Genomic DNA, 17386 nt, shown 5'->3' with positions numbered 1-17386 from the left:
GCTCATGCAGATGGCGCGTCAGGAGCGACGGCTGCCCCTGCGGCTCAGCCGCCGATGCCCTTCCACGACGACGTCCCGTCGACCTCGAGCTGACGCTTCCAGACGGGGAGGTCGCTCTTGATCGCCTCGATGACCGCCCGGCACACCTCGAAAGCCTCGGCACGGTGTTCGGAGGCGACCGCGATCACCACGGCCGCATCGCCCACGTCGAGCCGTCCGATGCGATGGCTCACGGCCACCACGGCGGGGGCTTCCGCGCCGGCACCGGCCTGCTCGGCGATCCGCCGCAGCGTCGCCTCCGCATCGGGGTGAGCGCTGTACTCCAGCCCGACCACGGGTGTCTCGGCGTCGGGGTCGTTGTCGCGCACCCGCCCGACGAAGGTCGTCACGGCCCCCAGCCGAGGGTCTTCGACCGCGGCGAGGTGCGCGTCGAGATCGAGTCGCTCCTCCGATACCGCTGCGATGCGCACGTCGTTCATGAGTGGTCTCCGCCCTTCACCTGATCCAGGATGTGCCCGGCGACGCCGAGCACCACGGGGACGCCGGAGGCGACGGCCCGCGGCGAACCGGGAAGGTTCACGACGAGCGTGCCGTCAGGATCGACGATGCCGGCGAGCCCGCGTGACAGCACGGACAGCGGGGTGTCGGCGAGTCCGCTGCGGCGCAGCTCCTCGGCGATCCCGGGGATCTCTCGGGTGATCACGCGCCGCGTCCCCTCGGGCGTCAGGTCACGAGGACCGACACCGGTTCCCCCGGTCGTCACCACCAGCCGGATGCCGCGGGCGACGGCCCGGCGCAGAGCGTCCGCCACCGAACCCGCGCCGTCGGCGACGATCTCGGCGTCGGGACAGTGCCATCCGGCATCGCGGAGCAGGCCCACGGCGATCGGACCTCCGCAATCCTCGCGCTCTCCGGAGAATGATCGGTCCGAGACGGTGATCACGAGTGCGGGGAGCGGGCCCATGGCTCCCACACTAGGCCCGAGCCGCCGACCGCGCACGGCTCTCAGTTGACCCGGATGAGTGAACGCTGCCAGCCCGACGAACCGTTCGGTGCGATCGGCGCACGCTCCTGGATCTGCAGATCGCCGTTCTTGTTGATCGCACGCACGGCGACGTAGTGCGTGCCGGGCGTGGCATCCCACTCCATGAACCACTGCACCCAGGTGTCGTCGTTGATCGGGGTCGACAGCGTCGCCGGCATCCAGTCCCCGTCGTCGATGCTGACCTCCACGCGCTCGATACCGACCGACTGCGCCCAGGCGACTCCGGCGATCGGGATCTTCCCGGCGTCGACCGCCTCGCCGATCTTGGGGGTGTCGACGCGCGAGGCGAACTTGATCGGGGCCTCCGCGCTGTAGCCCCGGGGAGTCCAGTACGCCTCGTCCTGGGCGAAGGTGGTGACCTTGAGCTCGGTGAGCCACTTGGTCGCCGACACGTATCCGTAGAGGCCGGGCACGACCATCCGCACCGGGAATCCGTGTTCCAGGGGCAGGGGTTCACCGTTCATCCCGACGGCGAGGATCGCGTCGAGGTCGTCGTCCGTCAACGCCGAGAGCGGCGTGCTCGCGGTGTAGCCGTCGACGCTGCGTGAGAGCACCATGTCGGCACCGGACTTCACTCCCGCCTTCTTGAGCACGTCGCGCAACGGCACCCCCAGCCACTTCGCGTTGCCGACGAGCTCACCGCCGACCTCGTTGGAGACGCACGTGAGCGTGATCGCGTACTCGTCGAGGCCCATGTCGAGGATGTCCTGGAAGCTCATCTCCACACGCTGGTCGACCATCCCGTCGATCACCAGACGCCAGGTGTCCGGATCGATCGAGGGCACCGTGAGTGCGGTGTCGACGCGATAGAAGTCCTTGTTCGGGGTGAACAGCTTGCTGAGCCCGGGGATGTCGAGCTCGGCGCCCTGCGGCACGGTCACCGTGGTCTTCGGGGAGGGCAGCTTGAGCGCACCGCGGATCGCTTCGACCGACGACACCGCCATGCTCACGGTGCGGGCGGTGATGCCCACGACCAGTGCGGATGCCCCGGCGAGCGCGGCGAGGACGAAGAAGCGGCGGCGGTCGATTCCGGGGCGGACGGACTCTCCTTCGTCGTCGGCACGGACGATCTCGTCTCCAGCGGTCGACGTGTCGCTCTTCCGTTCGCTCTCGACGCCGACGACGGAATCCCTCCATCCGCGCAGGCGACGGCACAGGAGCACGAGGACCAACGACCCCACGACGGTTCCCAGGACCGGGGGCAGGAAGGCGAGCGGAGCGACGGCGGCCCGGGTCACGATCGCCGCGGTCGAGAGTGCACCCGCGATCACGAGAGCGATCACGCCGAGCGGCGGCCGTACGAACTGCAGGATGCCGGCGATCGCCGAGGCGATCACCACGGCCAGTCCGAGGCCGGCGAGCAGGGCGATCTTGTCGTATTCGCCGAACGTGGCGATCGCGAACTCCTTGAAGGGCTGCGGCACGATGTCGATCACGAACCCGCCCACGGCGAGGATCGGACTGGCTGCGCGCGCGAAGAGCAGTGCGAACAGCTCGGCCGTGGCGAGGAAGACGCCCCCGCCGATCACGCCCGCGAGGGCGGCCCAGACGAGGAACCTCTTGCCACTGCGGCGCTGCACCATGGTCGTCTCCTGTCCGACGTCACGTCGACACCGTCGCCGGTGTGATCCCCCGTTGTTCGGAGCGGAACCACGATCGGATGGGACGATCCCGCGGCAGACGGGCTCGACGGTCAGAGGCGGCGCACGGTGACGGCCTCACGTCCTTGGAACTTCCGCAGTGTCCGCATGCATCGGGAGCACAGGATCTCGACCCGGCGCGGGTGGCCTTCGCCGCAGACGCAGTCGACCGTCACGCGCCACTTGGCCTTGCGTCCGCACGGCTGGTAGCCGTCGTCGTCGCCGTGATCACACTCGCACCGCTGCCGGTCGCGATCGAGCCCGGCGAGGTCGTCGACGCGCGCGAATTCATCGACGTCGTGCTCGGCGTCCACGGACACGGCTTCCTGCGTTCTCACCACCCGCCGATGCTCCCAGCACCGCGGCTCCGTCGCAACACCGCCACGCAGGGCGCCGCCCGTCCGCAGCTTCTCCGGAGTTGTGGACGGGTGCTCGGCGCGTCTTCGGTCAGACCCCGACGACGCGCGGGCCGGTCGGGGCGTCCGGGACCGCCGGCGGGGCGTCCGGGATCGACGGCGGGGCAGGAGGGGGCGGCGGGGCGAGCTGACGCTGCGGCACGCCGTGCGCCTCCCGGTGCAGGCGCTCCATGCGACTGTCGAGCTCGGCGGCGGCATCCGCGGCATCCGACAGGCTGTCGACGAGATGCGAGGGCACCTGGTTCGAGAACTTGTAGTAGATCTTGTGCTCCAGGCTGGCCCAGAAGTCCATCGCTATCGTGCGGAACTGCACCTCGACCGGTACCGAGAGCGCACCGGTCGACAGGAAGACGGGCACCTCGATGATCGCGTGCAGGCTCTTGTAGCCGTTGGCCTTCGGCTGCGCGATGTAGTCCTTCACCGTGCGCACCGTGACGTCGTCCTGCGCGGTGAGCAGATCGAACAGGCGGTAGACGTCGGCGACGAAGCTGCAGGTCACGCGCACACCGGCGATGTCGGTGATCTCCGCGCGGATGCGGTCGAAGTCGGGTTCGTCGATGCCCTTGCGGGCGATCTTCTCGACGATGCTGTCCGGCGACTTCAGTCGGCTCTTCACGTGCTCGATCGGGTTGTACGCGTGGTCGTGCGTGAACTCGTCGCGCAGGATCGAGATCTTCGTCTCGACCTCGCGCATCCCGAACTCGTACTCGCGCAGGAACCGCTGCAGCTCATCGCGCAGCTCGCGGGCCTGGTTGATCGTGTCCTCGGTGACGTGAACAGTCGTCATGCCATCGACGTTACGGGTTCGTGATCGGAAACCGCTGTGGATCCCCGATGTCCTCACGATTCGCGAACGGGTTGACGCGGCCTCCCCCGCGGCCTAGAACGGAGCACATGACGACCGCAGGCGAGGACTGGACCGGGGCCTACATCGAGGCATGGAGATCGAACGATCCCGAGCGGATCGGAGCGCTCTTCACGCACGACGCCCGATATCTCACGAGCCCCGATTCGGAGCCGCGCGTGGGGCGCGAGGCGATCGTTTCCGGGTGGATCGACGACGGCGATGAACCGGGCTCCTGGACGTTCGAGTGGGAGGTCCTGCACGAGGTCGGCGGCTTCGTGGTCGTCCAGGGGCGCACGGAATACCCGGCCGAACGCGACTACCTCAACCTCTGGATCATCCGGCTCGCTCCCGACGGGCGGGCGACGGAGTTCACCGAGTGGTACATGCCGCGTCCCCACGCGGAGAGCTGAGCCCGCGGCGTGCATCGGACCCTCAGTCGGTCATGCGTCGCGCGGAGGGGAAGCGGATGCGGGCGCGCTCGGCGCAGGGCCCGCGGCACCCACCCGCGCGTCGACGAGGTGCTGTCCGGAGACGACGCCGGGAAGTCCGCGACCGTCACGTGTCGTGAACGGCAGCACGATCGCGGCGAGGAACAGCACTGCCGCCGCGAAGCCGAAGAACCCGCCGGGCAGCTGCAGCGCGCTGATCCCGCCGATGCCGCCCGCCCAGCGCAGGAGCCGCGCGAACGGTGCGGGCAGGCGCGATCCCGCGTATCGGAGCTGCACCGCGATGTCGCCCACCGAGCGCCCACCGACCAGGATCAGCACCAGGAACAGTGCTGAGGGGACGACGGTGGCGGCGGCGGATGCGAGGGCGCCGTCGAGCACCGCGGCGCGGTCGTCCACGACGAACTCCAGCCACACCTGCACGGTCACCCCGGCCCCCACGCTCAGGAACCCGTAGGCGAGGAAGTCGCACAGCATCGCGAGCAGGCGGCGGCCGCGGCTGACCGGACGGGGACGACCGGCGTCCGGGCCCACCTTCACGCCGCGCAGCGACCGCGGGACGAGGATCGCCGCGATGCAGCCGATGACCGCGCCGAGGGTGTTCGTCATGAGGTCGCCCACGTCGAAGAAGCGATACGCGCACGGGTAGACGCCCCACACCCCGGTCAGCTGCGTCGTCTCGACCAGCAGCGACAGGCCGAAGCCGGCGGCGAGCGCCGTGAGCACCCCCCGACCGGCGAGCACTCGGACGAAGAAGCCGAGCGGCACGAACAGCAGCACGTTGAAGACCAGCTGCAGCAGAGCCGGCTGACGCAGCGGATTGCCCGCGGCCGCGAAAGCCTTCCGCACATCGCGCACGACCGACATCGGATCGGTGATCGCTCCGACGCAACGGATCGTGTCGGGGTCGGGCAGCGGCAGCAGGGTATAGGTCCAGACCGCCCAGAAATAGATCAGGGCCGACAGCCAGAGCAGCGTGCGTCCGAGGCCGAGTCGCCCGCGTCGGCGATAGCTGACCGCCACGAAGGGCACGAACAGGAGGATGCCGAAAGCCACCCCCATCGCGATCGCGATGAATCCGAGCAGCACCTGATTTTCCACCGCGTGCCAGTGTAGCTTTGCGCGTAAGGATTCCGTGAGGACCGCGCATCCCACCGTAGGGATTCCGTGAGGATCGCGTGAGGATGCCATCAGGAGGCGTAGTGTCGCCGGACGTGTCAGACGAAAACAGGGAGGGCGCGGACTCACCGCCGCTCGCCAAGCGCATCCTCATCGGAGAACCGCTGACGAGCCAGCAGGTCGACGACCAGCTGCTCCCGAAGCGGATGGCTCTTCCCATCTTCGCGTCCGACGCGCTCAGCTCGGTGGCCTACGCCCCGCAGGAGCTGGTGATGATCCTGCTGATCGGCGGGCTCACCTTCCTGTCGTTCACGCCGCTCGTCGCGATCGCGGTCGTGGTGCTGCTGATCGTGGTCGTGCTCAGCTACCGCCAGCTCATCAAGGCCTATCCCTCGGGCGGTGGGGACTACGAGGTCGCGTCGAAGAACCTCGGCGAGATCCCCGGTGTGATCGTGGCCGCGGCGCTCCTGGTCGACTACGTGCTGACCGTGGCCGTGTCGGTCGCCTCCGGTGTCGACAACATCATCTCGGCCGTGCCGGGGCTCGACCCGTTCCGCGTCGAGCTCGCCGTCGGCTTCGTGATCCTCATCATCGTCGTGAACCTCCGCGGGGTGCGCGAGGCCTCCCTGGTCTTCGCGATCCCGACGTACGTGTTCATCGGCTCGGTCGGCATCATGATCGTGACCGGCCTGATCCGCACCTTCCTGGGCGACGCCCCTGTCGCCTCGAGCGCCGAGTTCTCGGTGCAGGCCGAAAGCCTCGGCCAGGCGGCCGTGATCCTGCTGATCCTGCGCGCGTTCTCGAGCGGATGCTCCGCCCTCACCGGTGTCGAGGCCGTGTCGAACGGCGTTCCCGCCTTCCGCGCCCCGAAGGTTCGCAACGCCCAGTCGACACTCGTGCTGATGGGGTCGATCGCCATCTGCCTGTTCGCCGGCCTCACCGCCCTCGCCCTGATCACCGGCGTGCACTACGCCGAGAACCCGTGCGACCTCGTCGGCTTCGACTGCACGAATCCGCAGCCCAGCCTGATGGCGCAGATCGCCGCAGCGACCTTCGGCGGCGGCAGCATCGCGTTCTTCATCGTTCAGGCCGCGACCGCGTGCGTGCTGCTGCTCGCCGCGAACACCGCCTTCAACGGCTTCCCGCTGCTGGGCGCCGTGCTCGCCCGCGACGGCTACGCGCCGAAGTCGCTCAACACCCGCGGTGACCGCCTCGTGTTCTCGAACGGCATGATCCTGCTCGGCATCGCGGCGATCGCGGTGCTGGTGATCTTCCAGGCGAAGCTGACCACGCTGATCCAGCTGTACATCATCGGCGTGTTCGTCTCGTTCTCGCTCGGACAGATCGGCATGGTGCGGCACTGGCGACGCGTGCTGCGCGGACCGGTCGGGGGCACGAAGGACTCGGGGATCGACGGCGCCTCGGCATCCGACCGCCGCTCGGCGAAGGTCGGACTCATCATCAACTCCACGGGCGCCGCGATGACCGTGCTCGTGCTGGTCATCGTGACGATCACCAAGTTCACGCACGGCGCATACCTGGTCTTCTTCGCGATCCCGATCCTCGCCTTCCTGATGCTGGGGGTGAAGCGGTACTACCGCGACGTCGAGCATGAGATCGCGATCGACGACACCACGAAGTTCGGTGCGACCGGCGACCTCGCCATCGTGCTCGTCAACCGACTGCAGAAGCCCGTCGTGAAGGCCATCGACTACGCGATCGCGGCCAAGCACGGCAAGACGCTGGCGGTGCACGTGGCCGTGGCCTCCGACGATGCGGCCCAGCTGCAGAAGGACTGGGCCGACCACCTGGTGCCGATCCCGCTCGTGATCGTCGAGTCGCCGTATCGCTCGTTCGCGCAGCCGGTGACCCAGTTCATCAAGCAGTACCGCGAGAAGCACGGCTCGTCCGTCGTGACGGTGTACCTGCCGCAGTACATCGTCGGCCACTGGTGGGAGTCGTTCCTGCACAACCGCCGCGCGCGCCGTCTCGCCAACCAGCTCATGCTCGTGCACGGGGTGTCGATCACGCTCGTGCCGTGGCTGCTCGACTCGTCGGAGCTCATCTACGGCCGCCGCTCCCGTCCGCTGCCCGGTCAGGAACGTGCCGGTCGTCCGGTCGTGGTGGCCGGCCGTCGCGCCCACCGCCCCGCCGGCCCGCCGCAGGACGGCGCCCCCGAAGCCTGAGGTCGGCCTTCCGGTCGCAGTTGCTGCCGCCTCCTCAGCTCTCGGGCGACAGAACTGCGACCGGAGCGGGCTGAGCGACCCCTCAGGACCCGTCGAGCACGGCGCCCAGGATGCCGGCGGCCTCCGCGAAGCGGGCGGTGTCGGCGTTCGCGTAGTTGAGGCGCACGTAGGAGCCGGAGGGCTCCGCCGGGAACCACTCGGAGCCCGGGGCGATGATCAGACCGCGCACCTCGCACTCACGGACCACCCGCGCGACATCCGTCCCCTCCGGCAGCCGCACCCACAGGTTCAGGCCGCCCACCGGAACGCTCTCGACGTGCGCGGAGGGGGCGTGCGCGGCAAGGCTCGAGACCAGCAGGTCGCGGCGCGCGCGCAAGTGCTCGCGGAAGCCGCGCAGGTGCGTGCGCCACGCGGGCTGGGTGACCACGTCGAGGGCCGCGGTCTGCAGCACCCCGCTCACGTACATCGACTCGGCCGCGCGATCCGCGAGGATGCGCTCCCGCGCGGGTCCGCGCGCGATCACGGCCGCGACGCGGAGGGCGGGCGAGGCGCTCTTCGTGAGCGAGCGCAGGTACACGACGTGTCCGTCGTCATCGGACGCGGCGACCGGGCGCGGGTCGGCGTCGATCCCCAGGTCGTGCGCCCAGTCGTCCTCGATCAGGAAGGCCCCGTGCCGACGGACGGTCTCGAGCACGGCCTCCCCCGTCGCGACCGGCCACTGCGCGCCGGTCGGGTTGGCGAAGGTCGGCTGCGCGTAGAACGCGCGGGCTCCGGTCTGCGCGAACGCCCGCTCGACGTCATCCGGATCGGGGCCGTGCGGCCCGGAGGGGATCGGCACCAGCACGACGCCGGCCTGCGCGGCCGCGAGCATCGCGCCCCAGTACGTCGGCGACTCGATCAGCAGCGGCTGACCGACGCCGACGACGGCACGGAAGATCGAGCTCAGCCCGCTCTGGCTGCCGGAGATGATCAGCGCATCGCGCGCCGATGCGGGGGTGACCCCCGCGGGGGCGGAGGATGCGAGTTCCGCCGCGAACCACGCCTGCAGATCGGGAAGGCCTGCGGCGGGCGAACGGGTCAGCGCCGCGTCCGACCGAGCGGCACGCACCAGGGCCTGTCGCACGAGCCGCTGCGGCAGCAGGTCGACCGCGGGGTAGCCCGAGTGCAGTCCGATCGCGTCGGGGGCGACGGTGCGCTGCGTCGATGACAAGCGCAGAAGGCCCGTGGGCGGCGTACCGAGAGCTGCCGTCTGCCAGCCGTAGTCGGCCGTGCGTGCGGCGGGCGCGGCACGCACGAACGTGCCCGCGCCGGGCCTGGACTCGACCAGACCGAGTCGCACGAGCTGCTGCATCGCCTTCTGCACGGTGATCGGACTCGCGCCGTACTGCGCCATGAGCGCACGATTCGAGGGGACTCGCGCACCCGGAGAAGCGGATGCGATCCACGCGCGGACCCCGGCGACGATCCGGTCACTGCTATCCTTGCTCATGAAAGAACAGAGTAGCGTTATCGCTTCCACGCGGCCACTGCTATCGACGCGTGCCGGACTCTGGTGGGGGCTCCTCGGCGTCCTCGCCTTCTCGTTCACCCTCCCGTTCACACGCATCGCGATCGGCGGGCTCTCACCGCTGTTCATCGGCTCCGGGCGCGCGGTCGTCGCCGCCCTCCTCGCCGGTGCCGCACTCGCGATCACGCGTCAGCGCCCGCCCACGACGATCCAATGGGTGCGGCTCGCGATCGTCGCCGGCGGGGTCGTCGCCGGTTTCCCGCTGCTGACCTCGTTCGCGCTGACCACGACCCCGGCCAGCCACGGCGCGGTCGTGATCGGCCTGCTACCCGCCGCCACCGCGGTGGCCGTCGTGCTCCGCACCCGGGAACGGCCCGCCCGATCCTTCTGGGTCTTCGCGATACTCGGCGCGGTGGCCGCCGTCGTGTTCGCCGCGCTGCAGAACGGCGGACTCGGCTCCCTCACCGGCGCCGACCTGCTGCTGTTCGGGGCCGTGCTCGCCGCCGCGATCGGCTACGCGGAGGGCGGTCTGCTCGCCCGCGAACTCGGATCCTGGCAGACGGTCTCCTGGGCACTGATCGTCGTCGCTCCCCTGATGGCCGTGCTGACCGTGGTGTCGGCACTCGAGCAGCCTCCGGCCGCGACGCCCGTGCAATGGCTCGCCTTCGCCTACCTCGCGGCGGTGAGCATGTTCCTCGGCTTCTTCGCCTGGTACCGCGGGCTCGCGATCGGTCCGATGGCGCAAGTCAGCCAGATCCAGCTCGTCCAGCCCGTGATGAGCATCTCCTGGGCGGCGCTCCTGCTGCACGAGCCCATCGGTTGGGCGACCGCCGTCGGCGGACTCGCCGTGATCGCCTGCGCCGCCCTCGCGGTGCGCACCCGTCTGACCGACCGCCGAAGAGAGGAATCCTGATGCGCCACACGCCCCGCTACCTGATGACCGATCCCGACGAGGTCAAGCGCCTCATCCGCGGGAACCCCTGGGCGACGTTCGTCTCCCCGGCGAGCGGCGGCCTGGTCGCCTCGCACTATCCCGCGCTGCTGATGGAGGACGACGACGACATCGTGATCGCGAGCCACGTCGGGCGCCCGGACGAGCAGCTCCACGAACTCGGCCGGCATGAAGTGCTCGTGATCATCCAGGGACCGCATGACTACGTGTCACCGACACTGTACGCACCGGGCGATCTGGTCCCGACGTGGAACCACGTGACCGCGCACCTGTACGGCATCCCCGAGATCCTGAGCGAAGAGGAGAACTACGCCATGCTCTCGCGGCTGACCGACCACTTCGAGGATCATCAGCAGCACGGCCGACACCTGTCGGAGGACGAGGAGGGCACCCGCCGCGCCGCCAAGGGCACGGTCGGACTGCGGATGCGCGTGACCCGCTTCGCTGCGCGAGCCAAACTCAGCCAGAACAAGTCGCCCGAGGTGCGCGAGAACATCACCGCACGGTTCGCCGAGACGAACAGCGCGCTCGCGGAGGAGATGCGACGGGTCGGCGGGGAGACCCCGTGATCGACGTCGCCGGCCGCGCCTAGGGTGGAGCGATGACCGACACGCGAACCCCCGAGCCGTGGCCCGCGCGGACGGCCCGGCTGCAGGTGCGCCCGTGCACGCCCGCCGACGTCGATGCGATGTGGGAGTGGCGTCGGCTCCCCGAGGTGAACCGGTGGCTCGGTGCCGCTCCCGACACGCGAGACGCGTTCCGTGAGCGGTATCTCGACCCCGAGCGGCTCGCCTCCCTGTACATCGTGGAGCTGCTGCCCAACGCCGAGGGCACCGCCCCGACCCCGATCGGTGACATCATGGTGCGGCGCGGCGACGGGTGGGCGCAGCTCGAGGTCGACGCCCGGGCGAAGGGCGTCGAGGCCGAGCTCGGCTGGGTTCTCGACCCCGCGCACACCGGGCACGGCTACGCGACAGAGGCGATCCGCGCGGTGATCGACGTGTGCTTCGGCGCACTGGGCCTGCGCCGGGTGCATGCGGGGTGCTTCGCCGACAACGAGCCGTCCTGGCGCCTCATGGAGCGGCTCGGGATGCGCCGAGAGGAGTTCAGCCGGAAGACGGCATTGCATCGCTCGGGCGAATGGCTCGACGGCATGAACTACGGCCTTCTCGCCGAGGAGTGGCCGACCGCACGCTGATCGAGGCCCCGTGACGGCTCACCGCTGGGGTGCGTCCTGCGCGGACGAGCGTCCTAGATGCTGGTCCAGCAGTAGAGGCGGTGGTCGGACGCCGCGGCGCGACGAGCGAGCGCGGCGAGGTCCCGCGCGAACGCGGCCAGCTGTGCCGGATCGGCCCCTTCGAGCTCTTCGGTCTGCGACCACGGCTCCGCGACCTCTGCCAGACGGACGTCGTCGGCGGCGGCGAGAGCGGCGGCCAGCGCATCCGTCACGGTGATGACGATCCGGTCGTAGTCGTCGCTCATCGCGAGGTTGTGGCCGGCACGCGGGTCGTCGGTCACCTCGTCGTACGGCACGCCCGTCAGCAGCGCCTCGAGCGTGCCGAGCTGCACGACCGGGTCGATGCCGCCGAGCGTTCCGGCATCGAAGCCCGACTCCTCCGCGGTCGGCCCGCCCTCCACCTGGAGGACGGTGACGGCCCGCTCGTCGTTCGGCGCGGAGAAATAGTCGTAGAGAACGCTCATGACCGACATCCTGTCAGGCCCGGCGCACTTCCTCTTCCGGCCCGCTCCCCCCCTTCCGGTCGCATTTCGTGCCGCCTCCGCGCCTCGGGGGCGGCAGGAGGTGCGACCGGAACGGAGCACTAGCCCGAGACGAGCCAGAGCACGAGCACGGCGGCGAGCACGGTCGGCACCGCAGCCACCACACCCCACAGCATGAAACGGCTCCATCGGATCGTGACGCCCAACGCGACGATCCGGTGATGCCACAGGAGGGTCGCGAGCGACGCCCATGGCGTGATGAGCGGACCGATGTTCACGCCGATCAGCAGCGCCATCAGCGCGACCGGATCCCCGGCGGCGGGCTCGAGCACCAGGTATGCCGGGAGGTTGTTGATCCCGTTCGCGCTCACGGCCCCGAGCGCGGCCAGCCGGAACAGGTCGCCGGGAGCGTCGCCGTTCGCGGTCGGCGAGGTCAGGAAGTCGAGCAGGCCCTGCGCGTGCGCCGCCTCGACCAGCACGAACAGCGACGCGGCGAGCGCAAGCGCCTGCCACGGGACGAGCGAGAGCCGCAGCGCCCGGCGCCGCCGGACCGCGAACAGGCCGATCAGCGCGAGCGCGGCGACCGCGGCCGGGATCCAGACGTCGTGGGTCAGGGCGAGCAGAGGCATCAGCACGAGCAGGATGCCGGTCGCGCTCCAGAACAGCGTCGGGTCGGCGGGCCGCCGTGCCACCGGGGTCTCGTACGCACCGAAGACCGTGCGCCGATGCAGGATCGTCAGGAGCGCGACGGGCACGAGGATGCCGACGAGCGTCGGTGCCCAGCTGAGCGCGAAGAACGCCGCGGGGCCCTCGCCGATGGCGGGGGCGGCGAGCAGGTTGGTGAGGTTCGAGACCGGGAGGGCGAGGGATGCCGTGTTGGCGAGCCACACGGTCGCCAGGGCGAAGGGAAGGGGTGAGACGCCGATGCTCTGCGCGAGGACGACGACGACCGGGGTGACGATCACGGCGGTCGTGTCGAGCGACAGGAACACCGTGCTCACCACGGCGAGCGCGACCACCAGCGCCCACAGCACGAGCACCCGACCGCGTCCCCAGCGGGCGAGTCGTTGCGAGACGACGTCGAAGACCGCGGCGTCGCGGGCGAGCTCGGCGACGATCGTGATCGCGACGACGAACCCCAGCACGGGCGCGATCCGCTCGCCCAATGCCCCGGCGTCGGAGCGCGGCAGGAACCCGGTGACGATGCACACGAGGGCGACCACGACCAGCCCGGCGACGACCCACGTCCCGGCGCCGATCCGCACTCTTCCGATTCCCACCTCGCGAGCATATGGCCGACGCGGGCCGTTCCGGTCGCACTTGCTGCCGCCCGAGAGCATCGGAAGCGACAGCAAGTGCGACCGGAACGAGATCAGGCGGGAGCGGCGGGGACACGAATGCCGTGAGCAACCCGCATGCATCCGCGCGGAGGGCGTAGGGGAAGCGTGAGGATGGCGGCTGCCGGGGCCGTGCGGGAGTTGTATCGGATCCGTGCTCGACATCATCTACATCGCGCTGACTCTCGCGCTGTTCGCCCTCGTGTCCCTGGTGGCCAAGGGGGTGGAGCGGCTGTGATCGTCTTCGAGATCCTCGCCGCCGCCCTTGCGGTCGCCGCCGTCGTCTACCTCGTGGTCGCGCTCGTCGCGCCGGAGAGGTTCTGATGGACGCGACGATCTGGTTCGGCATCCTGCAGGTCACGGCCGTCGTGGTCGTGCTCGTGCTCCTCTACCGCCCCCTCGGCGACTACATCGCCCACGTCTTCACGTCGGCGCGCGACCTGCGGGTCGAGCGCGGCGTCTATCGGCTCATCGGCGTCGACTCGTCGTCGGAGCAGACCTGGCGCGCGTACGCCCGCAGCGTGCTGGCGTTCTCGGTGGTCGGCGTTCTGCTGGTCTACGGCCTGCAGCGACTGCAGGCGTTCCTGCCGCAGTCCCTCGGCCTCCCGGCGGTGCCGGAGGGGCTGTCCTTCAACACCGCCGCCTCGTTCGTGGCCAACACCAACTGGCAGTCGTACTCCCCCGAGCAGACCATGGGCTACACGGTGCAGCTCGCGGGTCTCACCGTGCAGAACTTCGTGTCGGCGGCGGTGGGCCTCACCATCGCGATCGCCCTCATCCGCGGTCTCGCTCGCCGTGGTTCCGCCACGATCGGCAACTTCTGGGTCGACCTGATCCGCGGTCTCGGCCGCATCCTCCTCCCGATCGCCCTCATCGGCGCGGTGGCGCTGCTCGCGGGCGGCGTGATCCAGAACTTCGCGGGCTTCACCGACGTCACCACGGTGTCCGGCGGCACGCAGACCATCCCGGGAGGTCCGGTGGCCTCGCAGGAGGCGATCAAGCTCCTCGGCACCAACGGCGGCGGCTTCTTCAACGCCAACTCGGCGCACCCCTTCGAGAACCCGACCGGCTTCACCAACCTGCTGCAGGTGCTGCTGATCCTCGTGATCCCGTTCGCCCTCCCCCGCACGTTCGGCCGCATGGTCGGAAACCACCGTCAGGGCTACGCGATCGCCGCCGTGATGGGCACGATCTTCCTCGTCTCGACGTTCGCCCTCTCGGCGCTCGAGCTGGCCGGCCGCGGCACCGCTCCGGAACTCGCCGGGGCCGCGATGGAGGGCAAGGAGGTGCGCTTCGGCATCCTCGGCTCCACGCTGTTCGGCAGCGCCAGCACCCTCACCTCGACGGGTGCCGTCAACTCGATGCACGACTCGTACACCGCGCTCGGCGGCATGATGCCCATGCTGAACATGATGCTCGGCGAGGTCGCCCCCGGCGGCGTCGGCTCGGGCCTGTACGGCATGCTGGTGCTCGCGATCATCGCGGTGTTCGTCGGCGGGCTGCTCGTCGGCCGCACGCCGGAGTACCTGGGCAAGCGGATCGGTCCGCGGGAGATCAAGCTCGCGAGCCTGTACATCCTGGTGACGCCGACTCTCGTGCTGGCCGGCACCGCGCTGAGCTTCGCGATCCCCAGCATCCGCGCCGATGTCGAGTCGACCAGCATCCTGAACCCCGGCGTGCACGGCATGAGCGAGGTGCTCTACGCCTTCACCTCGGCGTCGAACAACAACGGCTCCGCCTTCGCCGGACTCACCGCGAACACCCCGTGGTTCAATACCGCGCTCGGCATCGCGATGCTGCTCGGCCGGTTCCTGCCGATCGTGCTCGTGCTCGCTCTGGCCGGCTCGTTCGCGGCGCAGCAGCGTGTACCGGCGACCTCCGGCACCCTGCCCACGCACCGGCCGCAGTTCGTCGGCCTGCTCCTCGCCGTGACCGTCATCGTCACCGCGCTCACCTACTTCCCCGTGCTCGCACTGGGACCCCTCGCTGAAGGACTCGTCTAACCATGACCCTCATCACCACCCCCTCCGAACAGCAGGATGCTCCGGCATCCACACCCGCACAACCGCCGCGCTCCTTCGGCTGGTCGCAGCTCGTGCAGGCCCTTCCCGGGGCCCTGCGCAAGCTCAACCCGGCAGCGCTCGTGCGCAACCCCGTCATGCTGCTGGTTTGGGTCGGCGCCGCGTTCACCACCGTGCTCGCGATCGCCGAGCCGTTCCTGGGCGGCCCGGCCGACTCCGGCGGCACCGCGGTTCCCGCCCCCTTCACCTGGGGCATCGCGATCTGGCTGTGGCTCACCGTGCTGTTCGCCAACGTGGCGGAGTCGGTCGCCGAGGGCCGAGGAAAGGCCCAGGCCGCGAGCCTGCGCAAGACCCGCACCAGCACGATGGCCCGGCGTGTGGTCGGTTACGACAAGGCAGCGGATGCCGCCGCCGAGCACGCCGCGACCGCCCAGGTCTCGTCGGCCGAGCTGCAGCGCGACGACATCGTGATCGTGACAGCGGGCGAGCTGATCCCCGGCGACGGCGACATCCTCGCGGGCATCGCCACCGTCGACGAATCGGCCATCACGGGCGAGAGCGCGCCGGTGATCCGCGAGTCCGGCGGCGACCGCAGCGCCGTGACCGGTGGCACCCGCGTGCTGTCCGACCGCATCGTGGTGCGCATCACCTCGAAGCCGGGGGAGACCTTCGTCGACCGCATGATCGCGCTGGTCGAGGGGGCCAGCCGCCAGCGCACCCCCAACGAGATCGCGCTGAACATCCTGCTCGCGAGCCTGTCGATCATCTTCGTCGTCGTGGTGCTCGCCCTGAACCCGATCGCGTCGTACGCCGCCTCTCCCGTCAGCATCCCGGTGCTGATCGCGCTGCTCGTCTGCCTCATCCCGACCACCATCGGGGCGCTGCTCTCGGCGATCGGCATCGCCGGCATGGACCGTCTCGTGCAGCGCAACGTGCTCGCGATGTCGGGGCGCGCGGTCGAGGCGGCAGGAGATGTCACCACCCTGCTGCTCGACAAGACCGGCACCATCACCTACGGCAACCGCCGCGCCCACGAGGTGCTCGCCCTCCCGGGTGTCGACGGCCAGGAGCTGCTGCGCGTCGCCGCGCTGTCGTCGCTTGCAGACCCCACCCCCGAGGGCGCCTCGATCGTCGAACTCGCCGCCGCGAACGACATCCGGGTGACCGCACCGGAGGACGCGGTGGTCGTGCCGTTCACGGCGCAGACGCGCATGTCGGGCCTCGACCTCGCCGACGGCACGCAGATCCGCAAGGGCGCCGGCTCCGCGGTGCGGGCCTGGCTCGGGCTCGACGGCGACGACGTCGAGCTCACGACGCGCACGGATGCCGTGGCCGAGAGCGGCGGTACCCCGCTCGTGGTCGCCGTGAAGACGCCCGGTGCCGACGGTCGCGTCCTCGGCGTGGTGCACCTCAAGGACATCGTGAAGGACGGCCTGCGCGAGCGCTTCGAGGAACTGCGCGCGATGGGCATCCGCACGGTCATGATCACGGGCGACAACCCGCTCACGGCGAAGGCGATCGCCGCTGAGGCCGGGGTCGACGACTTCCTCGCCGAGGCGACGCCCGAGGACAAGCTCGAGCTCATCCGGCGCGAGCAGGAGGGCGGCCGTCTGGTCGCGATGACCGGCGACGGCACCAACGACGCCCCCGCGCTCGCCCAGGCGGACGTCGGCGTGGCGATGAACACCGGCACCTCGGCGGCGAAGGAGGCCGGCAACATGGTCGACCTCGACTCCGACCCGACCAAGCTGATCGACATCGTGCGCATCGGCAAGCAGCTGCTCATCACGCGCGGAGCGCTCACCACGTTCTCGCTCGCCAATGACATCGCGAAGTACTTCGCGATCATCCCGGCGATGTTCATGGGCGTCTTCCCCGGACTCGCGGCGCTCAACATCATGCAGTTGCACTCGCCGGCGTCGGCCGTCACCAGCGCGATCATCTTCAACGCGATCGTGATCGTGTTCCTGATCCCCCTGGCCCTGCGCGGAGTGAAGTACCGCCCGGCGAGCGCCTCGCAGATCCTGCAGCGCAACCTGCTGATCTATGGACTCGGCGGCGTGATCGCTCCGTTCATCGGCATCAAGATCATCGACCTCGTCGTCAGTCTCATCCCGGGCTTCTGACCCGGCTCGGAAAAGGAATCCAGAC

Annotated in this window: 17 protein-coding genes; 8 read left to right on the top strand and 9 right to left on the bottom strand. The window is 69.9% G+C overall.

The genetic code is table 11. The features are described 5' to 3' along the window. Positions 1-44 precede the first annotated feature (44 nt). The 5 genes from ABDC25_RS02065 to ABDC25_RS02045 form a co-directional block, all read right to left on the bottom strand. Positions 45-479, bottom strand: a complete 435-nt coding sequence (locus ABDC25_RS02065; RefSeq protein WP_029260055.1) for a molybdenum cofactor biosynthesis protein MoaE — start codon at positions 477-479, stop codon at positions 45-47. Further along, a complete protein-coding gene (locus tag ABDC25_RS02060) occupies positions 476-964 on the bottom strand; it encodes a MogA/MoaB family molybdenum cofactor biosynthesis protein (protein ID WP_347124599.1) in 489 nt (162 codons plus the stop codon). The genes ABDC25_RS02065 and ABDC25_RS02060 overlap by 4 nt, the downstream gene beginning before the upstream one ends. A gap of 41 nt (positions 965-1005) precedes the next feature. After that, positions 1006-2628: a molybdopterin-dependent oxidoreductase gene (locus tag ABDC25_RS02055; protein WP_136023942.1), complete on the bottom strand. Its 1623-nt coding sequence runs from the start codon at positions 2626-2628 to the stop codon at positions 1006-1008. A 110-nt stretch (positions 2629-2738) separates the two neighbouring features. Beyond that, positions 2739-2999: a hypothetical protein gene (locus ABDC25_RS02050; protein ID WP_136025407.1), complete on the bottom strand. Its 261-nt coding sequence runs from the start codon at positions 2997-2999 to the stop codon at positions 2739-2741. A 133-nt stretch (positions 3000-3132) separates the two neighbouring features. After that, positions 3133-3888: a GTP pyrophosphokinase family protein gene (locus ABDC25_RS02045; RefSeq protein ID WP_322957641.1), complete on the bottom strand. Its 756-nt coding sequence runs from the start codon at positions 3886-3888 to the stop codon at positions 3133-3135. 107 nt (positions 3889-3995) lie between these two features. On the opposite strand from ABDC25_RS02045, the gene ABDC25_RS02040 reads away from it, so the two are divergent. After that, positions 3996-4358 carry a nuclear transport factor 2 family protein gene (locus tag ABDC25_RS02040; protein ID WP_347124596.1) on the top strand — a complete coding sequence of 121 codons (363 nt, stop codon included), beginning with the start codon at positions 3996-3998 and terminating at the stop codon, positions 4356-4358. Between the two features lie 30 nt (positions 4359-4388). On the opposite strand, the gene ABDC25_RS02035 is transcribed toward ABDC25_RS02040, so the two are convergent. Continuing rightward, positions 4389-5495, bottom strand: a complete 1107-nt coding sequence (locus tag ABDC25_RS02035; RefSeq protein ID WP_347124594.1) for a VanZ family protein — start codon at positions 5493-5495, stop codon at positions 4389-4391. A gap of 83 nt (positions 5496-5578) precedes the next feature. Here ABDC25_RS02035 and ABDC25_RS02030 point away from each other — a divergent pair, with 83 nt between their 5' ends. Further along, positions 5579-7699, top strand: a complete 2121-nt coding sequence (locus ABDC25_RS02030) for an APC family permease (protein ID WP_322957646.1) — start codon at positions 5579-5581, stop codon at positions 7697-7699. Between the two features lie 82 nt (positions 7700-7781). On the opposite strand, the gene ABDC25_RS02025 is transcribed toward ABDC25_RS02030, so the two are convergent. Beyond that, positions 7782-9188 (bottom strand): PLP-dependent aminotransferase family protein, encoded by a 1407-nt coding sequence (locus ABDC25_RS02025; protein ID WP_347124592.1) that lies wholly within the window; start codon positions 9186-9188, stop codon positions 7782-7784. Between ABDC25_RS02025 and ABDC25_RS02020 the strand changes: the two genes are divergently transcribed. Genes ABDC25_RS02020 through ABDC25_RS02010 form a run of 3 tightly spaced genes read left to right on the top strand, consistent with a single transcriptional unit; the run spans position 9187 to position 11356 of the window. Next, positions 9187-10119, top strand: a complete 933-nt coding sequence (locus tag ABDC25_RS02020; protein WP_347124590.1) for a DMT family transporter — start codon at positions 9187-9189, stop codon at positions 10117-10119. The genes ABDC25_RS02025 and ABDC25_RS02020 overlap by 2 nt on opposite strands. After that, complete coding sequence (locus ABDC25_RS02015) at positions 10119-10727, top strand: FMN-binding negative transcriptional regulator (RefSeq protein WP_347124588.1); 609 nt, start codon at positions 10119-10121, stop codon at positions 10725-10727. The genes ABDC25_RS02020 and ABDC25_RS02015 overlap by 1 nt, the downstream gene beginning before the upstream one ends. A 32-nt stretch (positions 10728-10759) precedes the next feature. Then, the gene (locus tag ABDC25_RS02010) at positions 10760-11356 is read left to right on the top strand and encodes a GNAT family protein (RefSeq protein ID WP_347124586.1); all 597 of its coding nucleotides are present in this window, start codon (positions 10760-10762) and stop codon (positions 11354-11356) included. A 53-nt stretch (positions 11357-11409) separates the two neighbouring features. Here ABDC25_RS02010 and ABDC25_RS02005 read toward each other — a convergent pair whose 3' ends face one another. Both ABDC25_RS02005 and ABDC25_RS02000 read right to left on the bottom strand, forming a co-directional pair. Further along, the gene (locus ABDC25_RS02005; protein ID WP_029260067.1) at positions 11410-11859 is read right to left on the bottom strand and encodes a hypothetical protein; all 450 of its coding nucleotides are present in this window, start codon (positions 11857-11859) and stop codon (positions 11410-11412) included. Between the two features lie 119 nt (positions 11860-11978). Beyond that, positions 11979-13142, bottom strand: coding sequence for an SLC13 family permease (locus ABDC25_RS02000; RefSeq protein ID WP_347125920.1), 1164 nt, complete (start codon positions 13140-13142; stop codon positions 11979-11981). 306 nt (positions 13143-13448) lie between these two features. Here ABDC25_RS02000 and ABDC25_RS01995 point away from each other — a divergent pair, with 306 nt between their 5' ends. The 3 genes from ABDC25_RS01995 to kdpB are packed head-to-tail and all read left to right on the top strand — an operon-like array spanning position 13449 to position 17361. Further along, entirely contained in the window at positions 13449-13538 is a 90-nt protein-coding gene (locus ABDC25_RS01995) for a potassium-transporting ATPase subunit F (protein ID WP_017201862.1), read from the top strand. Continuing rightward, entirely contained in the window at positions 13538-15217 is a 1680-nt protein-coding gene (gene kdpA / locus ABDC25_RS01990) for a potassium-transporting ATPase subunit KdpA (protein WP_347124583.1), read from the top strand. The genes ABDC25_RS01995 and kdpA overlap by 1 nt, the downstream gene beginning before the upstream one ends. A 2-nt stretch (positions 15218-15219) precedes the next feature. Continuing rightward, positions 15220-17361, top strand: coding sequence for a potassium-transporting ATPase subunit KdpB (gene kdpB / locus ABDC25_RS01985; RefSeq protein ID WP_347124581.1), 2142 nt, complete (start codon positions 15220-15222; stop codon positions 17359-17361). The last annotated feature ends 25 nt before the right edge of the window (positions 17362-17386 follow it).

This window comes from Microbacterium sp. SY138 (assembly GCF_039729145.1).
GTDB lineage: Bacteria > Actinomycetota > Actinomycetes > Actinomycetales > Microbacteriaceae > Microbacterium > Microbacterium maritypicum_A.
This window is presented reverse-complemented; position numbering and strand designations above follow the sequence as displayed.

Bases quoted from the DNA above. Each gene is read 5' to 3' on its own strand.
- kdpB (WP_347124581.1), top strand. From the start codon at position 15,220: ATGACCCTCATCACCACCCCCTCCGAACAGCAGGATGCTCCGGCATCC.
- ABDC25_RS02010 (WP_347124586.1), top strand. From the start codon at position 10,760: ATGACCGACACGCGAACCCCCGAGCCGTGGCCCGCGCGGACGGCCCGG.
- ABDC25_RS02055 (WP_136023942.1), bottom strand. From the start codon at position 2,628: ATGGTGCAGCGCCGCAGTGGCAAGAGGTTCCTCGTCTGGGCCGCCCTC.
- ABDC25_RS02005 (WP_029260067.1), bottom strand. From the start codon at position 11,859: ATGAGCGTTCTCTACGACTATTTCTCCGCGCCGAACGACGAGCGGGCC.
- ABDC25_RS02030 (WP_322957646.1), top strand. From the start codon at position 5,579: ATGCCATCAGGAGGCGTAGTGTCGCCGGACGTGTCAGACGAAAACAGG.
- ABDC25_RS02025 (WP_347124592.1), bottom strand. From the start codon at position 9,188: ATGAGCAAGGATAGCAGTGACCGGATCGTCGCCGGGGTCCGCGCGTGG.
- ABDC25_RS02060 (WP_347124599.1), bottom strand. From the start codon at position 964: ATGGGCCCGCTCCCCGCACTCGTGATCACCGTCTCGGACCGATCATTC.
- ABDC25_RS02040 (WP_347124596.1), top strand. From the start codon at position 3,996: ATGACGACCGCAGGCGAGGACTGGACCGGGGCCTACATCGAGGCATGG.
- ABDC25_RS02015 (WP_347124588.1), top strand. From the start codon at position 10,119: ATGCGCCACACGCCCCGCTACCTGATGACCGATCCCGACGAGGTCAAG.
- kdpA (WP_347124583.1), top strand. From the start codon at position 13,538: ATGGACGCGACGATCTGGTTCGGCATCCTGCAGGTCACGGCCGTCGTG.
- ABDC25_RS02065 (WP_029260055.1), bottom strand. From the start codon at position 479: ATGAACGACGTGCGCATCGCAGCGGTATCGGAGGAGCGACTCGATCTC.
- ABDC25_RS02045 (WP_322957641.1), bottom strand. From the start codon at position 3,888: ATGACGACTGTTCACGTCACCGAGGACACGATCAACCAGGCCCGCGAG.
- ABDC25_RS02020 (WP_347124590.1), top strand. From the start codon at position 9,187: ATGAAAGAACAGAGTAGCGTTATCGCTTCCACGCGGCCACTGCTATCG.